Origin of the sequence: Vibrio hannami, from assembly GCF_029589055.1 — a bacterium.
GTDB classification, from domain to species: domain Bacteria; phylum Pseudomonadota; class Gammaproteobacteria; order Enterobacterales; family Vibrionaceae; genus Vibrio; species Vibrio hannami.
In genome coordinates, this window is the sequence record NZ_JARQZP010000007.1 from 574,412 (window position 1) to 601,020 (window position 26,609).

General features: G+C 44.2%; 25 protein-coding genes, 1 riboswitch and 1 other annotated feature. Of the genes, 15 read left to right on the top strand and 10 right to left on the bottom strand.

Translation table 11 applies throughout. From position 1 onward, the window contains the following. Positions 1-13: 13 nt before the first annotated feature. Positions 14-2,089 carry an ATP-dependent DNA helicase DinG gene (gene dinG, locus P7F88_RS17060; RefSeq protein ID WP_277826625.1) on the bottom strand — a complete coding sequence of 692 codons (2,076 nt, stop codon included), beginning with the start codon at positions 2,087-2,089 and terminating at the stop codon, positions 14-16. 648 nt (positions 2,090-2,737) lie between these two features. On the opposite strand from dinG, the gene P7F88_RS17065 reads away from it, so the two are divergent. The 3 genes from P7F88_RS17065 (at position 2,738) to P7F88_RS17075 (ending at position 5,889) form a co-directional block, all read left to right on the top strand. Beyond that, the gene (locus P7F88_RS17065) at positions 2,738-3,646 is read left to right on the top strand and encodes a porin (protein WP_277826627.1); all 909 of its coding nucleotides are present in this window, start codon (positions 2,738-2,740) and stop codon (positions 3,644-3,646) included. Positions 3,647-3,759: 113 nt separating this feature from the next. Then, positions 3,760-4,419, top strand: coding sequence for a DUF2057 family protein (locus P7F88_RS17070; protein ID WP_277826628.1), 660 nt, complete (start codon positions 3,760-3,762; stop codon positions 4,417-4,419). 168 nt (positions 4,420-4,587) lie between these two features. Beyond that, positions 4,588-5,889, top strand: coding sequence for an inosine/guanosine kinase (locus P7F88_RS17075; RefSeq protein ID WP_277826630.1), 1,302 nt, complete (start codon positions 4,588-4,590; stop codon positions 5,887-5,889). A 98-nt stretch (positions 5,890-5,987) separates the two neighbouring features. Here the strand turns inward: P7F88_RS17075 and P7F88_RS17080 are convergent, their stop codons facing one another. Further along, complete coding sequence (locus P7F88_RS17080; protein ID WP_277826632.1) at positions 5,988-6,395, bottom strand: H-NS family histone-like protein; 408 nt, start codon at positions 6,393-6,395, stop codon at positions 5,988-5,990. A gap of 379 nt (positions 6,396-6,774) precedes the next feature. Further along, a riboswitch (Lysine riboswitch) is annotated at positions 6,775-6,953 on the top strand. Between the two features lie 97 nt (positions 6,954-7,050). Here P7F88_RS17080 and P7F88_RS17085 point away from each other — a divergent pair. From P7F88_RS17085 to hisIE, 9 genes are all read left to right on the top strand, one after another. Continuing rightward, the gene (locus P7F88_RS17085; protein ID WP_277826634.1) at positions 7,051-8,634 is read left to right on the top strand and encodes a Na+/H+ antiporter NhaC family protein; all 1,584 of its coding nucleotides are present in this window, start codon (positions 7,051-7,053) and stop codon (positions 8,632-8,634) included. Positions 8,635-8,804: 170 nt separating this feature from the next. After that, positions 8,805-8,934 (top strand) — a sequence feature (His leader region). 52 nt (positions 8,935-8,986) lie between these two features. Next, entirely contained in the window at positions 8,987-9,883 is an 897-nt protein-coding gene (gene hisG / locus P7F88_RS17090; protein ID WP_277826636.1) for an ATP phosphoribosyltransferase, read from the top strand. Between the two features lie 4 nt (positions 9,884-9,887). Beyond that, the gene (gene hisD / locus P7F88_RS17095) at positions 9,888-11,189 is read left to right on the top strand and encodes a histidinol dehydrogenase (RefSeq protein ID WP_277826638.1); all 1,302 of its coding nucleotides are present in this window, start codon (positions 9,888-9,890) and stop codon (positions 11,187-11,189) included. A gap of 5 nt (positions 11,190-11,194) precedes the next feature. After that, on the top strand, positions 11,195-12,235 hold the full coding sequence (gene hisC / locus P7F88_RS17100) for a histidinol-phosphate transaminase (protein ID WP_277826640.1): 1,041 nt from the start codon (positions 11,195-11,197) through the stop codon (positions 12,233-12,235). A gap of 52 nt (positions 12,236-12,287) precedes the next feature. Next, positions 12,288-13,361 carry a bifunctional histidinol-phosphatase/imidazoleglycerol-phosphate dehydratase HisB gene (gene hisB / locus P7F88_RS17105; RefSeq protein WP_277826642.1) on the top strand — a complete coding sequence of 358 codons (1,074 nt, stop codon included), beginning with the start codon at positions 12,288-12,290 and terminating at the stop codon, positions 13,359-13,361. Continuing rightward, positions 13,362-13,979, top strand: a complete 618-nt coding sequence (hisH, locus tag P7F88_RS17110) for an imidazole glycerol phosphate synthase subunit HisH (RefSeq protein ID WP_277826644.1) — start codon at positions 13,362-13,364, stop codon at positions 13,977-13,979. 160 nt (positions 13,980-14,139) lie between these two features. After that, entirely contained in the window at positions 14,140-14,877 is a 738-nt protein-coding gene (gene hisA, locus P7F88_RS17115) for a 1-(5-phosphoribosyl)-5-[(5-phosphoribosylamino)methylideneamino]imidazole-4-carboxamide isomerase (protein ID WP_277826646.1), read from the top strand. Then, the gene (gene hisF / locus P7F88_RS17120; RefSeq protein ID WP_277826647.1) at positions 14,859-15,632 is read left to right on the top strand and encodes an imidazole glycerol phosphate synthase subunit HisF; all 774 of its coding nucleotides are present in this window, start codon (positions 14,859-14,861) and stop codon (positions 15,630-15,632) included. The genes hisA and hisF overlap by 19 nt, the downstream gene beginning before the upstream one ends. Next, positions 15,629-16,276, top strand: a complete 648-nt coding sequence (gene hisIE, locus P7F88_RS17125) for a bifunctional phosphoribosyl-AMP cyclohydrolase/phosphoribosyl-ATP diphosphatase HisIE (protein WP_277826649.1) — start codon at positions 15,629-15,631, stop codon at positions 16,274-16,276. Before hisF ends, hisIE begins: the two co-directional genes overlap by 4 nt. Positions 16,277-16,495: 219 nt before the next feature. On the opposite strand, the gene purB is transcribed toward hisIE, so the two are convergent. The 3 genes from purB to mnmA are packed head-to-tail and all read right to left on the bottom strand — an operon-like array spanning position 16,496 to position 19,649. Then, positions 16,496-17,866 carry an adenylosuccinate lyase gene (gene purB / locus P7F88_RS17130; protein ID WP_277826651.1) on the bottom strand — a complete coding sequence of 457 codons (1,371 nt, stop codon included), beginning with the start codon at positions 17,864-17,866 and terminating at the stop codon, positions 16,496-16,498. A 36-nt stretch (positions 17,867-17,902) separates the two neighbouring features. Continuing rightward, entirely contained in the window at positions 17,903-18,523 is a 621-nt protein-coding gene (gene hflD, locus P7F88_RS17135) for a high frequency lysogenization protein HflD (RefSeq protein ID WP_277826653.1), read from the bottom strand. A gap of 16 nt (positions 18,524-18,539) precedes the next feature. Then, the gene (gene mnmA / locus P7F88_RS17140; protein ID WP_277826655.1) at positions 18,540-19,649 is read right to left on the bottom strand and encodes a tRNA 2-thiouridine(34) synthase MnmA; all 1,110 of its coding nucleotides are present in this window, start codon (positions 19,647-19,649) and stop codon (positions 18,540-18,542) included. Between the two features lie 179 nt (positions 19,650-19,828). Between mnmA and P7F88_RS17145 the strand changes: the two genes are divergently transcribed. Then, the gene (locus P7F88_RS17145; RefSeq protein WP_277826657.1) at positions 19,829-20,098 is read left to right on the top strand and encodes a hypothetical protein; all 270 of its coding nucleotides are present in this window, start codon (positions 19,829-19,831) and stop codon (positions 20,096-20,098) included. A gap of 40 nt (positions 20,099-20,138) precedes the next feature. On the opposite strand, the gene P7F88_RS17150 is transcribed toward P7F88_RS17145, so the two are convergent. The 4 genes from P7F88_RS17150 to P7F88_RS17165 all read right to left on the bottom strand — a co-directional run bounded on the left by P7F88_RS17150 (position 20,139) and on the right by P7F88_RS17165 (position 23,196). After that, complete coding sequence (locus tag P7F88_RS17150; RefSeq protein ID WP_277826659.1) at positions 20,139-20,636, bottom strand: YchJ family metal-binding protein; 498 nt, start codon at positions 20,634-20,636, stop codon at positions 20,139-20,141. Next, entirely contained in the window at positions 20,629-21,837 is a 1,209-nt protein-coding gene (locus tag P7F88_RS17155; RefSeq protein WP_277826661.1) for an EAL and HDOD domain-containing protein, read from the bottom strand. Before P7F88_RS17155 ends, P7F88_RS17150 begins: the two co-directional genes overlap by 8 nt. Before the next feature lie 114 nt (positions 21,838-21,951). Continuing rightward, positions 21,952-22,665 (bottom strand): UDP-2,3-diacylglucosamine diphosphatase, encoded by a 714-nt coding sequence (gene lpxH / locus P7F88_RS17160; protein WP_277826663.1) that lies wholly within the window; start codon positions 22,663-22,665, stop codon positions 21,952-21,954. Between the two features lie 36 nt (positions 22,666-22,701). After that, positions 22,702-23,196, bottom strand: a complete 495-nt coding sequence (locus tag P7F88_RS17165) for a peptidylprolyl isomerase (protein WP_277826665.1) — start codon at positions 23,194-23,196, stop codon at positions 22,702-22,704. A 213-nt stretch (positions 23,197-23,409) separates the two neighbouring features. Between P7F88_RS17165 and cysS the strand changes: the two genes are divergently transcribed. Both cysS and P7F88_RS17175 read left to right on the top strand, forming a co-directional pair. Next, a complete protein-coding gene (gene cysS / locus P7F88_RS17170) occupies positions 23,410-24,792 on the top strand; it encodes a cysteine--tRNA ligase (RefSeq protein WP_277826667.1) in 1,383 nt (460 codons plus the stop codon). Positions 24,793-24,903: 111 nt separating this feature from the next. After that, positions 24,904-25,482: a thymidine kinase gene (locus tag P7F88_RS17175; RefSeq protein WP_277826668.1), complete on the top strand. Its 579-nt coding sequence runs from the start codon at positions 24,904-24,906 to the stop codon at positions 25,480-25,482. A 149-nt stretch (positions 25,483-25,631) separates the two neighbouring features. Here the strand turns inward: P7F88_RS17175 and P7F88_RS17180 are convergent, their stop codons facing one another. Continuing rightward, positions 25,632-26,606: an alpha-L-glutamate ligase-like protein gene (locus tag P7F88_RS17180; protein ID WP_277826670.1), complete on the bottom strand. Its 975-nt coding sequence runs from the start codon at positions 26,604-26,606 to the stop codon at positions 25,632-25,634. Between the last annotated feature and the right edge of the window lie 3 nt (positions 26,607-26,609).

The window sequence follows — 26,609 nt, forward strand, 5'->3', positions numbered from 1 at the left end:
TACTTAACTAAGGTTAATACTCGATATTGCGTCTAAAAGGAGGGAGTGAGTCCAGAAGCGACTTCCCATAACGTTTTGAAATCAAGCGACGATCAAGAATGACGACTCTACCAGAATCCTCTTCTTTTCGCAGTAAACGCCCCACAGATTGTATGAGTTTTTTACTCGCTTCAGGAACCGCTATTTGCAGGAAGGGATTACCGCCACGTTTCTCTATATACTCCGAATGAGCCTGTTCTACCGGCGATGTGGGCACCGCGAAAGGTATTTTGGTGATTATCAGGTTTTCTAAAAGTTCGCCTGGTAGGTCTAAGCCCTCTGAAAAACTTCCGGTGCCAAAAAGCACGCTTGTTTTACCGCACTGAATCAGTGTTTTATGTTTTTTTAGAATTTCGGAACGGGAGCTTTCCCCTTGAACCTGCAGAGCCCAGCCTTTCTTCACAAAACTTGTTTCTAGGGATTTAGCGACCTGATTCATCTGCCAGTAAGAAGCAAAAAGTATCAGGTTCGCCTTGTTCTCTTTAATTAATTCGGGTAAAGCTTCGGCCAGATAATCGCTAAATTGAGGCGCTTGTGGTTCGTATTTGGTTAGCGGTAAATAAAGCTCGGCATTGTTTTGATAATCAAAAGGCGAAGCCAAAGCCAGATACTGGGTGCCTTCTTCAGGTTTTTGGCTAACTCCAACCTGAGAGCAGAAGAAGCCAAATGAGTTAAGCGCTCGAATGGTTGCTGATGTTAGAACGGCTCCGATACATCGGCTCCAGAGCTTTTGGTCCAGTTGCCAGCCAATTTCCAGTGGAGATACATTAACAATAAAGTCGCCTTCACGATCGGGGTGAAGCTCTAGCCATCTTGCCAATGGTGCGCCTTTTTCCCGTGTTGGCTCCGCCATAAGTGTCCAGACCTTAGTCAGGTTTTCCAGACGCTGAAGATAAAACCCGGCTTCCGCCATGGTAGGCTCGGCCAGTTTTGCCGATAGCTCGCCGTCTTTTACTTGCTCTGCAATAAGGTCGATTATTTTTCCCAACGCTTGATTGGTTTTTAAGGCGATAGTTTTGAGTTCAGACGATTCTTTTTCCAGCCACTCTGGTAATTCTCCATGTTCAAAACGGAAAACGTTTTCTTCAAAGCCTGTTGGATTAAACTGTCTTGCTAATTGCGTCAGGCCAGGAATGAGTTGTTGAATACCATCCTGTAGCTCATTGCGAAAACGGTTAACCCGTTTATCATCAGCCAGTGATGCAAATTTGGCTGATGACTGGTTCAGTTTTTCCAGCCAGCTTGCTGCACCTTTCAGGCTTGCAGCTGCAGAAGAGTGGTCTCTGGCTACTTTAGGCAGATGATGCGCTTCATCAAAAACGTAAATAGTATTTTCTGGTTCTGAAAGGATGATTCCGCCACCAAGATCAATGTCCGCCATCACCAGGCTATGATTGGCAATGATGACATCATTTTTATCCAGTTCCGAACGTGCCTTCTGAAATGGACAGCCTCTATGCGCAGGGAGAGCATTGTTACAGCTGTGCTTGTCACTAACGATCAGTTGCCATAGTTCATCTTTTATGGGTTTGGGCCATGAATCCCTGTCGCCATCCCACTTACCCTGAGCAAGGGAGCGATACATTGTCTCCAAAAGCTCAATATCTTTCTTTTTAGGTTTGGTTTCAAATATCGCAAGTTGGCCGCCATCGGCACCACACGCTACCGCGAGCTTTTCAGCGCAGCAATATCTCTGTCTGCCTTTCGCTAATACAAAAGAAAAGTTCAGATCGGTAATTCGCCTAAATAGGGGCAGATCTTTATTTAGTAACTGTTCCTGAAGGGCAACGGTAGCGGTAGAGATAACGACTTTTCTGTTGTTTAACACGGCAACAGGAATTGCAGCCATTAAATAAGACAGTGATTTACCTATTCCTGTACCAGCTTCAGCCACTATCAGTCGATTTTTTTTATGGTATTCCCCAGACAGTGTTTTAGCTATCTCGGCAACCAGATAGTTTTGAGCGCGCCTGGGTTTGAAATTATCAAGTTGATGTTGAAGGTTTTGATAACTGGTCTTGATGGATTTTTGGATGTTTGGGTTAATCATGAGTTTTAAACTGAGGCTGAAACCAGGGGCGACATTGTGTGCATGATATCACAATACAGATGCTGTCCACTATCGAGAATAGAAGGAATAAACTCGCGGTAAATATAGGTTTCGTAAATGTTTTGTTACGTAACTTATCGCTTTAACAAACTCATTTGATTGACTATTAGTTTTAGTTTGCGGGTGTTTTATAGCCAGATAGAGTCTGTTTTTGACTAAAAATTGACTTGCGTCACAAAAAAATACTGAACCTTACGGAACTAACTAAAATACACCCAGATACATGCCTTTATGGCTGTGTAAAAAAATATAAATAGAATTTAATGCTGTAAACTGTGGTTTATTGAAGTGTAAACAGATATAAATACTGCAATGAGGTGGCTGATTTTTATTTAAATTTAATGAATGTTTTATTATGAAGATCACATTAATTGACTGGTAACATTACTAACTTGCTGTAATTAAAGGGTTTTTATTTTTTTGTTTATAAAAATTTATCCGTTTGACATGCGGCTCAAACTTTTGCAATCTAACTCCGCAATTTAATGGCGATAACGATTTTGCACAAAGAGGTAAAACGTTGTCATCAAAAACTAAAAGGGAACCGGGCAAGGACCTCCCAATTTTAAGAAAAGGCAGTGGATTATTATGAAAAAGACTCTAATCGCTCTAGGTGTACTAGCAGCAGCTGGTACTGCGAACGCGGGCATCAACATTTATGACGCAGACGGTGTTACTGTAGATTTCGGTGGTGACATCGAAGTAGTTTACATCAAGAGCACTACAAAAGACTCTTCTATGGAGCAAGACATCCAAGATGCAGACTTCAGCTTTGACACTCGTTACGCTATCAATGATGAGTACACTGTAGGTGCATTCTGGGAGTTCTCTGGTGACGCAGGTCAGGCAGATACTGGTGACGTTTACGTTGCTCTTTACACTGCAGACATGGGTTCAATTAAAGTTGGTAAGACTGCAACAATCTTTGATGACGCTGGCGTAGGTAGTGACTACCAGTTCGGTATCTCTAAAGCTATCGACGACGTAACTGTTGGCGGTGAAGAAACTATCAAGTACCAAATCGACACTGGTATGGTATACGGTGGTGTTGCATTCATGGATAACAAGCAAGGCGGCGACCGCACTGCTGATATGAACATTGGTGTTCGTGTAGCTGGCTTTGACGCGGTAGTATTCTACGGTCAGACTCAACCAGCAGGCACTACAGAAGAAACTGACGTAATGGCTGTTGAACTACGTTACGCTATCGACGCTGTAAACCTAGAAGCAGGTTACTACGATACAGAAGATACAGCTGATTCTTGGGCTCTAGCGGCAGATTACTCTGTAGACCTTTGGACATTTGCTACTGGTTACTCTGTAACTACAGTAGACAAGAAAGTTAATGCAGCTGAACCTGAAACTAAAAACTGGTTCGTAAACGCTGGTTACGGTATTGCTCCAAATACTAAGATCTATGCAGAAGTTGGTGGCGCAGATATCGACGGTACTGACACTGACACTGGTTACGCTATCGGTGTTAAAGCTGAATTCTAATCAGAATTTTGACTTTATAAAAAAAGCCACCTAAGGGTGGCTTTTTTACTTTTTTTACCTTTATTATATATCTTTATCGATTTGTATTTCGTGTTTTTGAAAAAGGGTTATCAATGAGAAATCAAGTGCTTATTCTACTAACAAGCGTAGTCTTTTCCGGGGCAGCATATTCTGCAAAGCTGATACCTGAGTCAGGTGTAAGGTTATTGGTAGTCAATGAGGAAACTTCTGAGTTTTTGGGTTCCAGCTTCGATATTGAGCCTGGCAAAGTTCAGGCTGTGGTTAGGATGAGTGAGTCTGTAGGTAGAGGGAGTAAAAAACGCGTATTCGATTCAGAACCGTATATCATTACTTTTACAGCAGGGGATTCCGACGTTCATATTAGCGCTCCAGAAATATACAGCTATGAACAAGCGGTAAACCTTTTTAAAAAGGGACCAACGTGGGGCGTGACTTCAAATGGTAGGCCTGTCGATCATGAAGCGATTCCAATGCCACTAGAAGATGGTTTTATGCCAAACTGGAAGCTTGACCGCAAGATAAAGGCGTATAACGAGAATCACAATATCTACTTTGGTACTGAGGCTGCAATCGCTGCAAAGGCAAAGTCTGCAAGTGTTACAGCAAGCCAGAACGTGGCTACAGGAAATAGTGCCAAGCTACAAGGTAAGATGATCAATACTGACAGCCTTGACCAGCTAAAAGCCTGGTACCTAAAATCTTCAAAAGAAGAGCGTAAAGAATTCAGACGCTGGATGATTGACCAGGAATAATCCTGTTTAAATCTTCCTGAGTCGATATGCATTCCCATGCAACTCTATTGCGTGGGAATGACATTGGCTATTTTCACCCGCAACCGTTTGCTATTTCCTATCATATTGCTGTAACAAAATACCCACGCTAAACTTAACGTTTTACTCATAACCCTGTAGAACGTTCCCATGAAATTTCCCGGTCAACGCAAATCTAAGCACTATTTCCCCGTTCACGCACGTGATCCCCTTATTAGCCAGTCTCCGGCTAAAACAATGAAGCGTACTCATGTTATTGGTATCGACCAGACCCTGGTAGATATCGAGGCAAGAGTGTCACAAGAGTTTATCGAAAAGTTCGCACTGAGTAAGGGACACTCTCTGGTTATCGATGATGAGAAAGCAGAAAGTTTATATCGAGAGCTTAAGGAAAACGAACTAATCACCAATGAGTTTGCTGGCGGCACAATAGGGAACACGCTGCACAACTACTCTGTGCTTGCTGATGATCGCTCTACATTGCTTGGCGTGATGAGTAAAGATATCGAGATTGGAAGCTACGGCTATCGTTATCTTTGTAACACATCGAGCAGGGTGGATTTAAACCATCTACAGGGTGTTGATGGTGCAATAGGCCGCTGCTTCGCCCTAATTAGTGATGATGGCGAACGTACTTTTGCTATCAGTGAAGGGCAAATGAACCAATTGCTACCAGAGAATATCCCGGAAACTATTTTCGAGAATGCGTCAGCGTTAGTTTTAACAGCTTATCTTGTTCGTTGTAAAGAAGGCGATCCTATGCCTGAAGCAACGATGAAAGCAATAGAGTATGCAAAAGCGCACGATGTTCCTGTCGTGCTGACGCTTGGTACAAAATTTGTTATTCAAGATGACCCTCAATACTGGCGAGATTTCTTGCGTGACCATGTCACCATTGTCGCAATGAATGAAGATGAAGCAGAGGCGTTGACTGGTGAATCAGATCCTCTGTTAGCGTCTGACAAGGCTCTGGAGTGGGTTGACCTTGTTTTATGTACCGCAGGCCCAATTGGGTTATTTATGGCTGGATATACGGAAGAGAAGGCGAAAAGGACTACTTCGTTGCCATTACTACCAGGTGCAATTGCTGAATTTAACCAGTATGAATTTAGTCGTCCGGCACAAAAATCACTATGTGAAGACCCAATTAAAGTGTATTCACATATTGCCCCTTATATGGGTGGACCGGAAAAAATAAAAAATACTAATGGTGCTGGCGATGCAGCATTGTCTGCTCTATTACATGATATGTCGGCAAATAAGTACCATAAAGAAAACGTCCCTAATTCTAGTAAACACCAATATCCATATCTGACTTATTCGTCATTTTCACAGGTTTGTAAGTATGCGAACCGGGCAAGCTACGAGGTTTTAGTTCAACATTCTCCAAGGCTTTCCAGAGGGTTACCTGAAAAAGAAGATAGCCTGGAAGAGGCATACTGGGAAAGATAATTAACACTATCGTTAAATATATTAATAATAATTAACAAATAAAAAAAGAGCCCCTTTTTAGGGGCTCAAATTTTAATACGAAGCTTAAATAGATTAGGTTAGATTAGGAAGTCTTCCAGAGATTTACCTTGATCTAGTTGGCTTTGAATAGCAGATGGTGTACGGCCCTGACCAGTCCATGTTTTCTCTTCGCCATTTACATCAGTATATTTATACTTCGCTGGGCGAGGGTCGCGTTTTTTACGCGTCTTAGTTTTAGTTTCGCCAGAAAGAGCGGCAATTAGATCTTCAACATCAATTCCGTCCTGAGCAATCATCTGAGCATATTCAGATAATTTAGCTTCACGTTCTGCTAAAGCTGCTTTTTCTTCTTCTGCTGCTGAGCGACGCTCATCAACAACAATTGTTAGTTTATCTAAGGCTTCTTCTAGTTGCTCTAAAGTTAATTCGCGAGCGAACGCACGCAGACTACGAATATTGAGCAGAGTTTTGGTAAGTTCTGACATGATTTATCCCATCTATTTCTTATTAAACGCGCTAATAATAGCAGTGCGTTTAACTATTAACAATTAAATTCGCACTGAATCCTGTAAATATTATTATAGAATATCTACACATAATAATAAAAGTTCGAGTGGTGTAACATTCCTTACAATCATAAGAATTTATATATTTTTATTTAACTGGATGAATCGTTAAAAAATAGAATTAATTTGCGGCATCGATTAACTAAGTTTGTGAGCTGACTCTAACATCAAATCCCGGCACTAAACGTGTTGTGCCTCGAATTTAATCTTGCAAATAACAATGAAATCAGTAGAATTCCCGTTACCTAATTCAGTCTATAGCCCGATTTAACTAAATTTTAACTAAAATTTGGGATGAGGCTGAGGTAGAGGCGCAATAGTTATCAGTAACTTCTGTTGGGGTGATGCCAATGAACAGATGTGAAAGGGGTTATTGCCGAAGTGAGTTCACTCATCAAGGTGGCTTGCTGGGGGTGTATTAAATAGGTACATCACTGCCATAGTAATTGTTTTTAACTATGGAGCGCTACTGTAGGGTTGGGTGAAGTGTTCGCTTCCCTTTCGCTTGTTCAACATATGTCGCTTTAGCGACTGTTCTGCAGTAGATCTCTAACCAAATTGGTTTTTGAAGATCATGATTTTAGTCGATTTTGCATTATCTCCTGTTTCTGTATTACCACCGCTTATTGCGTTAACGTTAGCGATTGTCACCCGTCAGGTATTACTTTCGTTAGGTGTAGGTATTATTCTTGGTGGTTTACTCTTAACAGACTTTTCTTTAATTAATTCCGCTTCTTATATTGGCGATACGGTAAAAGGCGTATTTATAGAAGACGGTGGAATTAACTCATGGAATATGAGTATAGTCGCTTTCCTACTATTATTGGGAATGATGACAGCACTGCTTACTCTTTCTGGCGGTACTCGTGCTTTTGCTTTCTGGGCACAACAAAGAGTGAAAAGTAAGCGTGGCTCTAAATTACTGGCCGCTTTCCTTGGTGTTTTCATTTTTATCGATGACTACTTCAACAGTTTGGCGGTAGGTGCGATTTCACGTCCGGTTACAGACCGATATAAAGTATCTCGAGCGAAACTTGCTTATATTCTGGATTCTACCGCTGCTCCGATGTGTGTATTAATGCCTGCATCTAGTTGGGGGGCTTATATTATGACCATTATTAGTGGGATTTTAGTTACCCACGGTATGACAGAATATTCGCCAATTGGTGCTTATCTCGCCCTTATCCCAATGAACTTTTATGCGGTATTTGCACTGTTAATGGTATTTGCAGTAGCCTGGTTCCAGTTGGATATTGGGCCTATGCGTAAGCACGAAGAAAACTGTAATTTAGCTGAAAGTGATAATTCTTCGTCAGTGAATGAATTAAGCGAAGATCTAAATATCACTGAAAGTGAAAACGGTAAAGTATCAGATCTTATTTTACCAATTGTAGCGCTAATTATAGCAACAGTTGTATTTATGTTAACAACTGGTGGTAATGCACTGGCCGAGTCTGGCAAAGAGTTTTCTGTATTAGGTGCGTTCGAGAATACAGATGTAGGCACTTCTTTAGTTTATGGCGGACTAGTTGGGTTATTGGTATCCCTAATTACTGTATTTATGCAGAAATTATCGATGTCAGATATATTTACGACATTATGGATTGGTGCTAAATCTATGTTCGGCGCTATTCTTATCCTTATATTCGCCTGGTCGATTGGTTCTGTTATTGGTGACATGAAAACGGGGGCATATTTGTCTTCTCTTGTTCAGGGTAATATTGATTACCACTGGTTGCCGGTAATTTTATTCCTATTGTCTGGTTTGATGGCATTTTCTACAGGTACTTCATGGGGTACGTTTGGCATTATGCTTCCTATTGCCGGTGACATGGCGGGAGCTACGGATTTGGCGATGATGCTGCCAATGCTAGGTGCGGTATTAGCCGGTTCGGTATTTGGTGATCACTGTTCACCTATTTCGGATACGACTATTCTTTCGTCTACAGGTGCTCGTTGTAACCATATTGACCATGTTGCGACACAGCTGCCTTATGCACTTTCAGTTGCCTTTATTTCTTGTATTGGTTACGTGCTTCTTGGTATGACTGGTTCTGTAGCTGTCTCGTTTGCAGCAACATTCGTAGCCTTTGTCGCAGTTTGTGTTGCTCTAGCAATGATTTCAAAGGCAAAATCTTCGGCTCTGCAAAAAGCATAACTCATTGAAAGTTAGTTAATTATATAAGGGAGGCTTCGGTCTCCTTTTTTTATTGAAAAATAATATGGAAAAACAACAAATTTTCTGTTGAAAAATGTGAACAGCTTCGTTAGTGTGGTTAGCAAGAAATCGGAGCTAATAAAACTTATGCGTAATTTTGTAATGAACATTCATCATCACCATCATCCTGAGTAGTCTTTCGGGAGATGTACGCATACCCGGGAGACAATCTCCCGGTGGTTAAGTCAGAAACATCAGATTTAGACCCTCGGGAGATAAAACTTCCGGGGGTTTTTTAGTATTTAACACAACAAAATTATTAAACAGACAGAATTTATTACAGGGAAATACAATGCCAAATCAAAGATTGAGAATCGCAATTCAAAAAAAAGGACGCCTAAGTAAAGAGTGTCAGAACCTGCTAAAAAAATGTGGCGTTAAATTTAACCTAATGGGTGAGCGCTTAGTGGTCCACTCTGAAAACATGCCTATCGATTTGCTACTTGTTCGCGACGACGATATCCCTGGTCTTGTGATGGATGGCGTCGTTGACCTTGGCTTCATCGGAGAAAACGAGCTGGAAGAAGTTCGCCTGGACAGAATCGCTCAGGAAGAACCGAATGAGTTTGTGGCACTTCGTCGTCTTGATTTTGGTGGTTGCCGCCTGTCAATCGCGATTGATAAAGATGAAGACTACAACGGCCCACAGGATCTGGCAGGTAAGCGCATCGCAACAACTTATCCGCACCTGCTAAAAGCCTATATGGATGAGCAGGGCGTTGATTTTAGCACTTGTGTACTGCAAGGTTCTGTTGAGGTTGCTCCACGCGCAGGTCTTGCTGATGCGATTGCCGATTTGGTTTCAACGGGAGCAACGCTAGAAGCGAATGGCCTGAAAGAAGCTGAAGTGATATTCCGCTCTAAAGCGACACTTATTCAGCGTGCCGGTGAATTTACAGAGGATAAAGTGGCTCTAATTAATAAGCTTCTGACTCGTATGCAGGGCGTGATTCAGGCAAAAGAATCTAAGTACATCATGCTTCACGCACCGACTGAGAAACTGGAAGAGATTAAGAAGTTGCTTCCGGGTGCAGAAGATCCAACCGTTCTGCCACTATCTGAAGACAGAAACCGTGTTGCTGTTCATCTTGTAAGTACAGAAAACCTGTTCTGGGAAGAGATGGAGCAACTGAAAGAACTGGGCGCGAGCTCAATACTGGTACTACCTATAGAGAAGATGATGGGGTAAGGCGATGAAAACAGTTGTCTGGCAATCATTAAGTGAAGATCAGCAGGATTCAGTACTTGAACGTCCTGCGATTACCGAAGGCGCAAATATTACCGCGGCGGTAGAAAGTGTCATCAAGAAAGTTCGTGCAGAGGGCGACGAAGCGATACTAGAACTTACGGAAAAGTTTGACGGCATTCGTCCTGAATCAATTCGCGTATCGCAGGAAGAGATCGAAGCTGCCTCTGAGCGTTTGACGGATGAAATGAAGCAAGCATTAGAGCAAGCGTATACCAATATCTCGACATTCCATAAAGCACAAAAACCACAACCTTTGAGTGTTGAGACTCAGCCGGGTGTGGTTTGTGAACAGGTTACCCGTCCAATTAATAAGGTTGGTCTTTATATCCCGGGAGGTAGTGCGCCTCTACCATCAACGGTGTTGATGCTTGGTGTTCCTGCTCAGATTGCCGGATGTCGTAAAGTTGTTCTATGTTCACCACCACCAATTGCAGATGAAATTCTGTATGTAGCAAAGCTATGTAAGATTGACGAAGTATACAATGTAGGTGGTGGTCAGGCAGTGGCTGCAATGGCGTATGGTACTGAGACGGTAGCTAAGGTCGATAAGATCTTTGGTCCTGGCAACGCTTATGTAACTGAAGCTAAACGTCAGGTTAGCAACGATTTCCGTGGTGCGGCGATTGATATGCCTGCTGGCCCTTCAGAAGTACTGGTTATTGCTGATGAAAACGCAAATCCTGACTTTATTGCAGCAGACTTGCTAAGCCAGGCTGAGCACGGTCCAGATTCTCAAGTAGTGCTGGTAACACCATCTCCAGTGATTGCCGATCAAGTTGCAGATGCAGTTCAAAAGCAACTTAAACAGCTGTCTCGTGCTTCTATCGCAGAGCAGGCGTTGGGTTCAAGTGTGATTATCATTGCAGACTCTATTCCTCAGTGTGTATCTATCTCTAACTACTATGGTCCAGAGCACTTGATTGTTCAGACCCGTAACGCTCGCGAACTGTTGCCAGTGCTGGACAATGCTGGTTCAATCTTCCTTGGTGACTGGTCTCCAGAGTCAGCCGGTGATTATGCTTCTGGCACAAACCACGTACTTCCGACTTATGGTTACACCAGAACATACTCGAGCCTTGGTCTGGCGGATTTCTCTAAGCGTATGACGGTTCAGGAGCTATCTGCTGACGGTATTCTTGGTCTGGCTCCTACGGTTGTAACAATGGCCGAAGCTGAAGGCCTTGACGCACACAAGCGTGCGGTAACGATTCGTGTAGAAGCACTGAACAAACAAAAAGGAGAGTAAGGCTAATGGAGAAACTTGCAAGGAAACAGGTTCAACTGCTTACGCCTTATCTTTCAGCGCGTCGTATCGGTGGTAGTGGTGACATCTGGCTGAATGCCAATGAATCACCACACGACAACGAGTACATAACCACGTTTGATCGTCTGAATCGCTACAGTGAGTGCCAACCACCAGAGCTAATTAATGCTTACGCGGCGTACGCTGGCGTTATACCTGAGCAAACACTGACTTCTCGTGGTGCTGACGAAGGTATCGAGTTGCTTATCCGCGCTTTCTGTGAGCCGGGAGAGGATTCGATTCTTTATTGCCCACCAACATACGGGATGTATTCAATTAGTGCAGAAACCATTGGTGTTGAGCGTAAAACAGTACCTTTAACGGCTGACTGGCAGTTAGATCTGGAAGGTATTAAAGCAAATCTGGATAAGGTTAAACTGGTCTTTGTTTGTAGTCCTAATAACCCAACAGGTAATATTGTTAATCGCGAAGACATTATCACTTTGCTTGAGATGACCAAAGACAAAGCGATTGTTGTAATGGACGAGGCTTATATTGACTTTTGTCCGGAAGCTTCAACTGCCGATCTGCTGAGTGAGTACGAAAACCTAGCTATTCTGAGAACCCTTTCGAAGGCGTTTGCACTGGCTGGTTTACGTTGTGGTTTTACTCTGGCAAATAAATCTCTGATTGATGTTCTGTTGAAGGTAATTGCACCCTATCCGGTACCGGTCCCTGTTGCCGATATTGCGACTCAGGCACTTTCTGAAGCAGGTTTAGCGCGTGCTAAAGAGCAGATCTCTGTCTTGAACGAGAATAAGGCTTATCTTGAGGAAGAGCTTTCTAAGTTAGAAGGTGTGACGGTTTATCCGGGCAACGGTAACTACTCTCTGATTCAGTTCCCCGAAGGTGATAAGCTGTTTAAAGCTGCATGGGATAAAGGAATCATTCTTCGTAACTCGCCGATTGAAGACTGCGTTCGTATCAGTATAGGTAGTCGGGAAGAGTGTGAGAAGACAATCGAATTTATCAAAGGAACAGTGGAATAATCCCGCACACTCGTTCCCACGCTCTGTGTGGTAATGCATAAAGGAAAAAATAGTGAGCAACCAACAAAAAATTCTATTTATCGACCGTGACGGCACCTTAATTGTTGAGCCTCCGGTGGATTTTCAGGTCGACAGACTGGACAAACTTAAGCTGGAACCTTACGTGATTCCAAGCCTGCTGGCGCTTCAGGATGCAGGTTACCGTCTTGTTATGGTAACCAATCAGGATGGCTTAGGTACAGACAGCTACCCGCAGGAAGACTTTGACGCTCCTCATAATATGATGATGGAGATTTTTGAATCTCAGGGCGTAAAATTCGACGATGTTCTTATTTGTCCTCACTTTGAAGAAGATAACTGCTCTTGCCGCAAGCCAAAGCTTGGTCTGGTAAAAGAGTATCTTCAAAACGGCAAAGTCGATTTTAAAACTTCCGCAGTGATTGGTGATCGTGAAACTGATCTTCAGCTTGCAGAGAATATGGCCATCCGCGGTATTCAGTACAATCCTGAAACCATGGGCTGGCGTGAGATTCTGCGTGACCTGACAGTAAAAGAGCGCATCGCTAAAGTGGTTCGAAAAACTAAAGAGACAGATATCTCTATCGAAGTTAACCTTGATCGTCAGGGCGGAAATGAAATCTCCACGGGTCTAGGTTTTTATGACCATATGCTGGATCAGATTGCGACACACGGCGGCTTCCAGATGAAGGCAAAGGTGGATGGTGATCTACACATTGATGACCACCACACGGTTGAAGATACCGCATTGGCTCTTGGTCAGGCACTTCGTGAAGCGCTTGGCGATAAGCGCGGTATCGGACGTTTTGGCTTCTCGCTTCCAATGGATGAATGTCTGGCGCAGTGTGCCTTAGACCTATCCGGTCGTGCTTATCTGGTGTTTGATGCTAAGTTCAGTCGCGAGACGGTCGGTGATTACTCTACCGAAATGACCGAGCACTTCTTTAAGTCTCTGTCCGACACCATGCTATGTACGCTACACATTTCATCTACTGGCGAGAATGATCACCACATCATCGAAAGTATCTTTAAGGCTTTTGGCCGTACACTTCGTCAGGCGATTAAAGTGGAAGGCAACGAGATGCCAAGCAGTAAAGGAGTGCTGTAAATGAGTCAGACCCAGAAGGTCGTTATTATTGATACAGGCTGTGCCAATGTATCTTCTGTAAAGTTCGCAATCGAGAGGCTTGGCTATCAGGTTACTATCTCTAAAGATCCAGAAGTGGTTCTTGCGGCAGATAAACTGTTTCTGCCTGGAGTAGGAACAGCAAGTGAAGCAATGAAGAACCTTGAAGAGCGAAATTTGATTGAGCTGGTTAAGAAGGTTGAAAAACCACTTCTGGGTATCTGTCTGGGTATGCAGCTACTTGGTAAGCTTTCTCAGGAGAAAGGTTCGAAAGCGGACGACATCGTTGAGTGTCTTTGCCTGTGTGAAGGCGAAGTTAAGCTAATGGATACTGGAGATCTGCCTCTACCACACATGGGATGGAATACCGTTTCTGCAAAAGAGGGCAACCCGCTGTTTAAAGATATCGAAGAAGGAGAATACTTCTACTTCGTACACAGCTTTGCTATGCCAACTGGCGATTACACCATCGCGAGTTGTGATTACGGAAATCCGTTCTCTGCAGCGATTCAAAGTGGTAACTATTACGGCGTACAGTTCCACCCAGAGCGTTCAAGTAAAGCTGGGTCTAAGTTAATACAAAATTTCTTAGAACTCTGATGGATCTCATTCCCAAGTTCCGCGTGGGAATGCATACGGTGTTTAATTTTAAATAATCTCGTACCAAAATATCAGAAGCAATACGCATTCCCACGCAGGAGCGTGGGAACGAGAGGATGCGGAATGTGGGAACGAGGGAATAAAAAAGAAAGGAATTAAAATGATTATTCCAGCATTAGATTTAATCGAAGGACAGGTAGTCCGCCTTTATCAGGGCGACTATGGTCAGGTAACAGAATACAAAGTCGATCCGGCTGAGCAGTTTAATCTTTACCACAAAGCAGGTGCAGGCTGGCTGCACCTTGTTGATCTTACTGGCGCTAAAGATACTTCAGCGCGTCAGCTTGATTTGATTGCAAAGCTTCTTGCTAGCACGCCTGCCAATATCCAGATTGGAGGTGGTGTACGTACCGAGCAGGATGTAAAAGACTTGCTTGATGCAGGCGCTCAACGCGTGGTTGTTGGCTCTACTGCTGTTAAAGAACCAGAAATGGTTAAAGGTTGGATGGAGAAGTACGGCGCTGAAAAAATCGTTCTGGCTCTGGATATCAATATCGACAAATTTGGCAATCGTCGCGTAGCGGTGTCAGGCTGGCAGGAAGATTCAGGCGTGTCGATTGAAGAACTGATTGAAAACTACCTGACAGTTGGCCTGACTCATGTGTTATGTACTGATATCTCACGCGACGGTACTCTGGCTGGTTCTAACGTTGAGCTTTACATCGACCTTTGTAATACCTACCCACAGATTCAGTTCCAGTCATCAGGTGGTATTGGCAAGCTTGAAGATATCGAAGCACTGAAGGGTAGTGGTGTAGCTGGCGTTATCGTTGGCCGAGCGCTACTGGATGGCAAATTTACAGCTGAGGAGGCATTCGAATGCTGGCAAAGCGAATAATACCGTGTCTTGATGTTCGTGACGGACAGGTAGTAAAAGGCGTTCAGTTTCGTAACCATGAAATTATTGGTGATATCGTTCCTCTTGCGCAGCGCTATGCTGAAGAGGGAGCCGATGAGCTAGTTTTCTACGATATTACCGCTTCTTCAGATGGTCGTGTGGTAGATAAAAGTTGGGTAGCTCGTGTTGCAGAGGTGATTGATATTCCTTTCTGCGTGGCTGGTGGTATTAAATCAGCCGAAGATGCGGCGCGTATTCTTGAGTTTGGTGCAGACAAGGTTTCTATCAACTCTCCGGCATTGGCAAATCCTGCACTGATTACCGACCTTGCGGATAAGTTCGGCGTTCAGTGTATCGTTGTGGGTATCGACTCGTACTACGACAAAGAGACAGGTAAATATCAGGTTTACCAGTTTACTGGAGACGAAGAGCGAACCAAAGCCACTAAATGGGAAACCCGAGACTGGGTTCAGGAAGTGCAAAAGCGCGGCGCTGGTGAAATCGTACTAAATATGATGAACCAGGATGGTGTGCGAAATGGCTACGATATTGAGCAGCTAAACATGGTGCGTGAAGTTTGTCATGTTCCTCTGATTGCTTCAGGTGGCGCTGGGGCGATGGAGCACTTTGCAGAAGCCTATAAAAAAGCGGATGTAGATGGCGCCTTGGCGGCATCGGTATTCCATAAGCAAGTCATCAATATTGGTGAGCTAAAACAGTATTTGAAACAAGAAGGCGTGGAGATCCGTATATGAGCCTGACAGAGAGCTTTAAAGTTCAGGATATCGAAAGCATTATTGAGCGTATCAACTGGGACAAAGTCGATGGGTTGGTTCCCGCGATTGTTCAGGATTTTCAGTCCAGTCAGGTTCTGATGATGGGCTACATGAACGAAGATGCGTTGCGTAAAACGGCAGAAACTGAAAATGTGACGTTTTTCTCTCGTACCAAAGAGCGTCTTTGGACTAAAGGAGAAACCTCAGGCAACGTTTTGCAGCTGAAAAACATGGCGCTGGATTGTGACGAAGATACGCTGCTGCTTAAAGTCGATCCTATTGGTCCAACGTGCCATACGGGTATGACAACCTGCTTTGACGCTGATAAGCAAGAAGAGTCTCAACTGGTATGGTTAAGCCAGCTAGAGTCGCTTCTGGCAGCGCGTAAGGACGCCGATCCTGATTCATCCTACACAGCTAGCCTGTATGCGCGTGGTACTAAGCGTATTTCTCAGAAAGTGGGTGAAGAGGGCGTTGAAGTCGCTCTTGCAGCTACTTCTGGTGATAAAGCAGAACTTGTGTGTGAATCAGCTGACCTGATTTATCACTTATTGGTTCTGCTACAGGATCAGGGCTTATCACTGAATGATGTGATTAATAAGCTTAAGGAAAGACACAAATAGGGTTACAGGCAACAGGTTATAGGACGGACTTCGTCCTACAGGTAACTGGCGAAGAAGCGACTGATATTATTTATGTCAGTCCTTTTTTTAACGATGTTAGCCCTGTTTTAAGAAAATAAAAAAAGTGACCAAAGTAAAACTCAGGTCACTTCCTTCAAACAATTGCTCATAGCCTATAGGACGAAGTCCGTCCTGTTACCTATAAGCCTTGAACCTTCATCACAGCTTATCAGTTAGCTCAATAGCCTGACCGATATAGTTCGCTGGCGTCATCTCTTTCAGACGAGCTTTCTCTTCTTCCGGAAGTTCAAGGCCGTCGATAAAGTTACGCATTGCTTCACCGTCTACACGCTTACCACGAGTCAGCTCTTTAAGCTTCTCGTATGGCTTTTCGATACCGTAGCGACGCATTACTGTCTGTACAGGCTCAGCCAATACTTCCCAGTTCTGGTCTAGCTCCGCTAGTAGAGCGTCGCGGTTAACTTCCAGCTTGCTGATGCCTTTAAGTGTAGATGTGTACGCGATGATCGCGTAGCCAGCACCAACACCCAGGTTGCGTAGCACTGTTGAGTCAGTCAGGTCACGCTGCCAGCGAGAGATAGGCAGTTTTTGTGCCAGGTGGCTGAATACCGCGTTCGCAAGGCCAAGGTTACCTTCCGAGTTTTCAAAATCGATAGGGTTAACTTTATGCGGCATGGTTGAAGAACCGATTTCACCAGCAATTGTCTTCTGCTTGAAGTGACCAAGAGCGATGTAGCCCCAAACGTCACGGTCGAAGTCGATTAGAATGGTGTTGAAACGTGCGATAGCATCAAATAGTTCTGCGATGTAGTCGTGCGGTTCAATCTGAGTTGTGTATGGGTTCCAGGTAACGCCCAGAGACTCAGTAATGAACTCTTCGCTGAACTTGTGCCAGTTTAGCTCAGGGTACGCAGAAAGGTGAGCGTTGTAGTTACCTACAGCACCGTTGATTTTTGCAAGAATTTCAACATTTTCGATCTGCTTGTACTGGCGCTCCATACGGTAAGCAACGTTCGCCATCTCTTTACCCATAGTAGAAGGAGAGGCTGGTTGACCGTGCGTACGTGATAGAAGAGGAATATCACGATACTCTACTGCAAGCGCGCGAATAGCATCGATGATGTTTTTGATTTCAGGAAGAATAACAGTATCACGAGCTTCTTTTAGCATCAGTGCGTGAGAAGTGTTGTTAATATCTTCAGAAGTACAAGCGAAGTGAATAAATTCGTTCACTGCGTGAAGTTCAGGAACTTCAGCCACTTTTTCTTTCAGGAAGTACTCAACCGCTTTAACGTCGTGGTTAGTAGTGCGCTCGATCTCTTTAATGCGTGCTGCATCTGCTTCGCTGAAGTTAGCAGCCAGCTCATCAAGAAACTTATTTGCTTCTGCGCTGAAAGCAGGGACTTCTTTGATAGCATCGGTAGCAGAAAGCTTCTGTAACCAACGGATTTCAACGATAGCTCGATACTTTAGGAGGCCATACTCACTAAAGATGCTGCGTAACGCAATCGTTTTACTACCGTAGCGGCCATCTACCGGTGAAACAGCAGTCAGTGCTGACAGTTCCATTATGTTTCTCCTGAATAAAAAATTTAAGTGGGTGGGTTATGCAATTCTTGCCAAAAGGATCTGTGCTTGCTCGACCATTTTTTTGCGACCAAACACCATATGGCGGCGCTTGCCACCAACCTGACGCCAAAGTACTGCGCATCGGATGCCACAAAGTAGCATAGCTCTTACTTTTTGCTGGTTGGTAGTTTGCTGTAATACTGATGGGGTGCCGGTTACCTGAATTCTTGGCCCGATAGGACTAATAACGTCCAGATAAACACTGGCAATATTCGAAAGCATCTGGTCGTCCAGAAGCTCGAAGTGATCTGCCTGACGTTCGATCATCTGAAGACGATCGCCAAGTTGAGCCATTGCGTCACGCTTTTCGTTTAGCTTGCGCTCAAGTGCCATCAGGCTGATTAGGTAGCGAGTCACTTCGCTACCAGCTGGAGTGCTATCAATGCCCTTAACCAGAGTCTCCAGGCCTATTTTAAGGTTTGACTCATGACCGAATACGTCAAGCGTACTGGATGGGTTAAGGTTGATAATTGCTTTAAGAGCGGTTTCATACGCGTCGTTGTCACAATAACCGTCTTTTGCTACCTGCTGAACCAATGCAACAGCCTGACACATTCCTGCGAAAGCGATAGTACGGTCATAAAGTGAATTTGCCACGTATTTTTACTCCTGGTTAGATTCGTTCTTCGATAATGCCGCCACCAAGACAGACATCATCTTTATAAAATACTGCCGACTGACCCGGTGTAACTGCAACCTGAGGTTCGTCGAAGATAACTTTAATATTCTCGTCGTCAACAGGAATAATTGTACATGGAATATCCTGTTGACGGTAACGGGTTTTAACCGTACAGCTTAGGGGCTCAGTAATTGCTTTTCTATCTACCCAGTGAAGCTGCGAAGCAAGCAAGCCCTGAGATTTCAGCAATGGGTGGTCAGCACCCTGAACCGCGATAAGAACATTTCGCTTCAAATCTTTGTCTGCAACGTACCACGGTTCTTCATTGCCGCCGCCGCCTTTTTGGCCGCCAATATGCAGGCCTTTACGCTGACCAAGGGTATGGTACATCAGCCCCATATGTTCGCCAATAACCTTGCCTTCAGGAGTTTCAATTTTACCCGGTTGCGCAGGCAGGTAGCGAGAAAGAAAATCTGTAAATTTGCGCTCTCCGATAAAACAGATGCCGGTAGAGTCTTTTTTCTTCGCTGTAATCAGACCTTGCTCTTCAGCAATACGGCGAACCTCTGGTTTTTCTAGCTCACCTACAGGGAAAAGGCTACGAGCGACCTGGTCATGACTTAAAGTATAGAGGAAATAGCTCTGATCTTTATTACCATCTAAGCCACGTAGCATCTGTGGGTTACCGCCATTTTCAGGGAAAGTGCGGCGAACGTAGTGGCCCATAGCGATATAATCTGCATCCAGAACGTCGTCAGCGAAGTCCAGAAACGCTTTGAATTTGATTTCTTTATTACAAAGAATATCCGGGTTTGGCGTGCGCCCTGCTTTATACTCAGCAAGGAAGTACTCAAATACGTTATCCCAGTATTCTGCTGCAAAATTAATGGTGTGCAGATGAATACCAAGTTTGTCACACACAGCTTGAGCATCGCGAAGATCATCCGCTGCTGTACAGTACTCCTCGTTGTCGTCTTCTTCCCAGTTCTTCATGAACAGGCCTTCTACCTGATACCCCTGTTGTTGCAGAAGGTAGGCAGATACAGATGAATCAACGCCGCCGGACATACCGACAATGACTTTCTTTTGGCTATTATCAGACATTGGCTAACACCACTAAAGTTACACGGGCGGTGATTCTATCAGAAAGATTCGCAAGGTTACAGTTTAGAGACACTGTTCACACTTTTTATTAGTTGATGCTTGTTTTGGAGGGGCAAAATTACTCGCTTTTCTTGTCGGTTATGTCATAGTTGCGCAAGAATTTAACCGGAATTAAACCAATGACTGACACTCCTGAATTTATCGATGAAGCAATGCTTCTGGAAGTAATCGAAAACCAGCTAGCAGATGGCAAGCCATTAAAAGCAAAAGAGACTCTGATGAGGCTTACGATGATGGGCACTTCACGAGAAGACGCCATCGCTATGATGGCATGTGCAGTTTCGGTAGAAATCTTTGATGTGATGAAAAACCAGCAGCCGTTTAATGAAAAACGTTATGCTGAGCATCTGGACATGCTGCCTGATATCAGCTTTATGGAAGGTGAGTAGTTTCAGAGAATTGAACCATAAACAGGGTTTTTAACCCTGTTTACCCACAACATTTTTTAAATTTCTTTCCGCTACCACAAGGGCAGGGATCGTTTCTGCCGACTTTTTCTGTTTTTACTGCTGTTGCTGTGCTCTCTGGCGCGTCTTCATTTTCGGGAAAAACGCCATCAATGTAGTACCAGAGTCCATCGTCTCTGACAAAACGAGATAACTCATGCATACAATGTTCGATACCTTCCTCTAAAAGGTAAGCTTTAAACTCAACAAAACCTTCATCTGATAGAGGTTTGTCTGCTCGAACCACCTCGAGTTTGCTCCAGTCCAGATTGATTGATTCTTCAATCCCGGCTCTTTCATGCTCCGCATTACAGGAAGAGTGGTATGTGTTAACAACAAAATCCACCAGTTTAAGCACATGGGCACTATAGCGTGCGCGCATCAATTGCTCAGGGTATTGAGCCGTAGCGTGGTTGTGATGAACTAACTCGCAACATTGGCTGTAGCTTTTACCACTGCCACAAGGACAAACATCATTCACTAAATAGTTCCTCGGCCCATTCGGTAGACTCTTCATAACAACGACGAAGTGACTCTTCGCTTAAGTTAGTTTCAGGCAGGAGAGATTCTACTTCTGACCAGTTAGCCTGCTCGTAATGTATCGATATTGACAAAATCTTGCCCAATATCCCTTCTCTATCAAGCAGTGCGCGTTTGATTTCATCATCAAGAGGTATAGAGTTAAGTACCTTTTCTAGCGGCTGGTCTAGTAACGAATCCAGTAAAGAAAACATGCCGACTAAAAAGGCCTGGCTTTTGTCCATGCTTTTATCATGATAATGAAGCATTAGTTCACATCTTCTGGCACGTTGAATCGACAATGCGTAAAGTGAATCAGGCTTGCTATCCTGTTCGTTGGCGATAGCTACAAGAGCAATAAACTTACGTAAGCGCTCCTGACCAAGGTACACTAGCGCCTGATGGAAAGAGCTGATCTGAGAAGTAATATTTGCTGATGAGTTCACATAGCGCAATAGCTTGTATGAGAGTGATACATCCTGTAAAACGATGCGTTCAATAGCATCGTAGTTGATGTCATCTGAGGCCACTTCTTTACATAATTGAACAACGGTTAAAAATGATGGTTCAATCGCTTTTTGCTGGATAATTTCCGGTTTGCTAAAGAAATAGCCCTGAAAATATTTGAACCCGGCGTCCAGTGCCTCCTGAAATTCCTCGTAGGTTTCTACTTTTTCTGCCAGAAATTCTATTTTGGTGCCCTTTAGCCGAGCGATAAACTTCGCGGCCTTAGCAATCGGCACGATCCGGATATCGAACTTGATAATAGCAATGTAGGGCAGAAACCGCTTCCACTCCGGGCTGGGAACAAAGTCATCTAACGCTATTTTATATCCTTTAGAGTGTAACAGTTTAACCGCTTCCAATAATTCATCTGTAGGCTCACAATCCTCAAGAATCTCTACTACGATCTTCTTTCTTGGGAACAGGGTAGGGATCAGATTGACTAGACTGGCATAAGGAAAGTTAACAAAACCAAGTTTTCCACCAATGGACGCATATTGAGCACTTAGAAATTGATCAGATAGCAGGCGGCTTGTCGCCATTTCTGCCTCAACTTCTGGAAAAGTGTTTTTAGGGCCATCCCGGAATAATAACTCGTATGCAACGGTTGTCTTATTTGCATCTAATATAGGTTGGCGCGCAACATAGGAATATCTCATTTTATCCTGCAGCTCATTTTGTTCATTGAGGCTTAAATCACTATGTTCTAATGATACGATGATTTTTGCGAAAGATCATGGTTTCGTTAAATTAGGTACATAGACATGTTTCTATTAAGTGAAATCACGATTTTGTAAATCCAGATTTTCTTTCGTCACCACTAAGACTGATCCCTGGGTATACCAGTCGCCAAGTACGATTCGTTTGTTGTGCTCGAACGTATGTATTGCCGGCCTGTGGGTGTGGCCGTGAATCATTAGCTTACAATCGTATTGCGCCATGACTCTTTCGACCTCGGCCTGATTAACATCCATGATGTCGAGCGACTTTTCTTTTTTCTCTTCGCCAATATCAGATTGTACCTTGGAAACAATTTTCTTTTTGATAAAGAGCGGAAGGCGGTTATAAACCCATTGTAACCATGGTTGATGAACCTTCTCTCTGTACGCGAGATATTTGTGGTCATCAGTACAAAGTGTATCTCCATGAAGGACTAACGCTTTTTCACCATATAGGTCGATAACGCTAAGTTCATCGAGTATGATCACACCGGTTTCCCGCGCAAAGCGCTTACCAACAAGGAAATCACGGTTGCCCTGGGTGAAATAGCAAGGGATGCCGGCACTGGTTAATGACTTGAAAGCTTGCTTAATATTCTGGTTGAAAGGGTTATTGTCATCATCGCCGACCCAGAACTCAAAAAGGTCACCGAGCACATACAGAGCTTCCGCATGTATCGCTTCACTTTGCATAAACTCCATAAAACATTGGGTGATGTCGGGGCGGTTAGGCGTAAGGTGTAAATCAGATATAAAAAGTATTGTCATAATAGAAAGAAGGGAAGCATACGCTTCCCTTAAATATTACTCTTCGATAGTAGTGTCAGTGATTACTACTTCTTCCAGTGGAACATCCTGGTGCATGCCCATTGTACCTGTGCTCACACCTTTGATTTTGTTTACGATTTCCATGCCCTCTACTACTTCACCGAAAACGCAGTAACCCCAGCCATCAAGACTCTCTGATTTAAAGTCAAGGAAGGTGTTGTTGTTTACGTTAATGAAGAATTGGGAGCTTGCAGAGTGTGGTTCCATTGTACGAGCCATTGCTAATGTACCAACCTTGTTGCTAAGACCATTGTTCGCTTCGTTCTTGATAGGAGCACGAGTTGCCTTCTCTTTCAGGCCAGAAGTCATGCCGCCACCCTGAATCATAAAGCCATCGATAACACGGTGGAATAGAGTGTTGTCGTAAAAGCCATCTTTACAGTACTGCAGGAAGTTTGCGCTGGTCTCCGGAGCTTTTTCTTCGTTTAGCTGAATTTTGATGTCGCCAAAGTTGGTATGAAGGACGATCATGATTAATTCCTTTCGATTTTTTGTTCGGGTTGTATTGTGGACTCTTTTGAATCCAGATGAACCTAGTCTAGCTGAACATGGCTCACATTCAAACCTAAGCCATTATTTTGCTGACTAATTGAACACTTTAAAGCCACATTTGGAGTGACTTGGTGCCTGATGAGTTGTTATACTTTCGCTCTGTTTACTTAAAATTAAATACAGATAGAGATCATGCTAAAAATATATAACACACTCACTCGTCAAAAAGAGGAATTCAAACCCATTACTGCCGGCAAAGTTGGTATGTACGTTTGTGGAGTGACTATTTACGATCTCTGTCATATCGGTCATGGTCGTACTTTTGTCTCTTTCGATGTGGTATCGCGCTACTTGCGCTACCTGGGTTATGACCTGACTTTTGTTCGTAATATCACGGATATCGACGACAAAATTATTAAACGTGCGGCAGAGAACGGTGAAAGCTGTGATTCACTGACTGAGCGTCTGATTCAGGATATGTATCAGGACTTTGATGCACTGAACATGAAGCGCCCTGATGTTGAGCCTCGCGCTACGCATTACATCCAGGAGATCATTGAGCTTGTCGAGCGATTGATTGAACGTGGCTTTGCATACGTTGCTGATAATGGCGATGTGATGTTTGAAGTGAGCAAGTACGATGAATATGGCCGCCTTTCTAAACAAGACCTTGAGCAACTTCAGGCTGGCGCTCGTGTTGATATCGAAAGTGCGAAGAAAAGCCCATTAGATTTTGTGCTGTGGAAGATGTCTAAGCCGGGTGAGCCAACATGGGAGTCGCCATGGGGACCTGGTCGTCCGGGCTGGCACATCGAGTGTTCTGCAATGAACTCGGCTATCCTTGGTAATCACTTTGATATTCACGGTGGTGGTTCTGACCTCCAGTTCCCGCACCACGAAAATGAGATTGCTCAGTCGTGCTGTGCTCATGATACCCAGTATGTAAACACCTGGATGCACAGCGGTATGGTGATGGTAGACAAAGAGAAAATGTCTAAATCACTAGGCAACTTCTTTACTATCCGCGATGTGCTGGGACACTATGATGCAGAGACAGTTCGTTACTTCCTGATGTCAGGCCACTACCGTAGCCAGCTAAATTACAGTGAAGAGAACCTAAATCAGGCTCGTGCTTCTCTTGAGCGCCTGTATACGTCGCTACGTGGTTTGGATATGTCTGTTGAGCCAGCGGGCGGTGAATCCTACGTACAGCGCTTCAGCGATGCGATGAACGATGACTTCAATACACCAGAGGCTTACTCTGTACTGTTTGATATGGCTCGAGAAGTTAACCGCCTGAAGACAGAAGATGTTGTAGCTGCATCTAAGCTAGGCGCTTTGATGCGTGAGCTGGCGGATGTTATTGGTATCCTTTATCAGGATCCGGAAGCATTCCTTAAAGGTGATGCGGGTGATGACGATGAAGTTGCAGAGATCGAAGCATTAATCAAACTTCGTAATGATTCTCGCGCGGCAAAAGACTGGGCGAATGCGGATATGGCTCGTGATAAGCTGAATGAAATGGGTATCGTTCTGGAAGATGGCCCAGAAGGTACAACATGGAGAAGAGGCTAACCACTTCTTTTCTATAATAAATACTTGCCCTGAGAGTTTTCTCGGGGCAATTTTTTATCAGAAAGACGAAGATATATCGTCGTATAAGACAACTACTTAGAGGAAAGCCACGTGGCTCAGATGTACTTCTACTATTCCGCGATGAACGCGGGTAAATCAACCACCCTTTTGCAGTCATCGTTCAACTACCAGGAGCGAGGAATGAACCCGGTTATTTTTACTGCTGCTCTTGATGATCGTTATGGCGTAGGCAAGGTGAGTTCAAGAATCGGGTTGCAGTCGGAAGCGCACCTTTTCCAGCCGGAAACAAACCTTCATGAAGCAATAGATAAACTGCACAACGAAGAGAAGTTACATTGCGTCCTTATCGATGAGTGCCAGTTCTTATCCCGTGAGCAGGTCTATCAGCTTACCGAAGTGGTGGATAAACTGAATATTCCGGTGCTTTGCTATGGTCTTCGTACTGACTTTCTGGGCGAGCTATTTGAAGGTAGTAAGTATCTGCTGTCATGGGCAGACAAACTTATTGAGCTTAAGACGATTTGTCATTGTGGCCGTAAGGCGAATATGGTTATCCGAACAGATGAGCATGGAAATCCAATTGCTGAAGGGGATCAAGTGGCGATTGGTGGCAACGACCGATATGTGTCTGTATGTCGTCAGCATTATAAAGAGGCGCTAGGGAAGTAGGTTGTGGGTTACAGGACGGACTTCGTCCTACGGGTCTTAGATAAAAAGGCGCAAGAGTTTGATTCTTGCGCTTTCTATTATTCCTTGCGTAACCCGTAACCCGTAACCCGTAACCCGTAACCCGTAACCCGTAACCCGTAACCCGTAACCTATACCCCAGTACCAAACTGCTCTGCAGCGTAGGCTACGCGTTCAGCGGGGCGTGGGAAGTCTATTGGCGGCAGTTCATCGAGGTTCAGGCTTTCGATATGCTGAAGGCGAGGGAGGATTCCGCAGCCGTTAGCGATCTGAATAGCTAGGCCAGGACGGGCATTCAGCTCTAGTACCATAGGTCCTTCTTCTTTATCCAACACCATATCTGTACCCATATAGCCAAGTCCGGTCATCTCCCAGGCGCTAGACGCTAGTGTTAAGAGCTTTTCCCAGTGCGGAACCTGTAGGGTACTCAGATCCTTTCCTGTGTCGGGGTGATGGGTGACAGGTTGGTCAAACTGAACCGCACGAACCGCTTTTCCGGTGGCGATATCAATACCAACGCCCACTGCACCCTGGTGAAGGTTCGCTTTACCGTCTGATGCAGAAGTAGAAAGGCGCATCATTGCCATTACTGGGTAACCTTTGAATACGATGATTCGTACATCTGGCACACCTTCGTAGCTGAAGCCATCGAAGCAATCATCAAACTTAATCAGGTTTTCTACAACTGCTACGTCGTTTTTTCCACCTAGAGAAAACAAGCCAGCTAGCGTATTACTGATATGACGCTCTACGTCTTGCTCATTAATGGTTGCGCCTGAAGGCTTGGTATAAACTCCATCTTTATGAGAGGTTATGACCAGAATGCCTTTACCACCACTGCCCTGAGCCGGTTTGATGACGAATCCAGGCCAATCCTTAACCATCTTATGTACGGTTTTTACAGCAGACTGGCTTCGAATCACACCAATTAGCGCAGGTGTTGTAGCACCAGCTTTCTCCGCGATGATCTTAGTTTTTAACTTATCATCAACCAGAGGATACTTTTTACGATCGTTGTATCGACCGATATAGCTGTGGTTCCTCTGGTTCATCCCCATGATGCCTTTATCACGAAGTTTAAAAGGGGAGGTTAGCTTTCCAAGCATAGG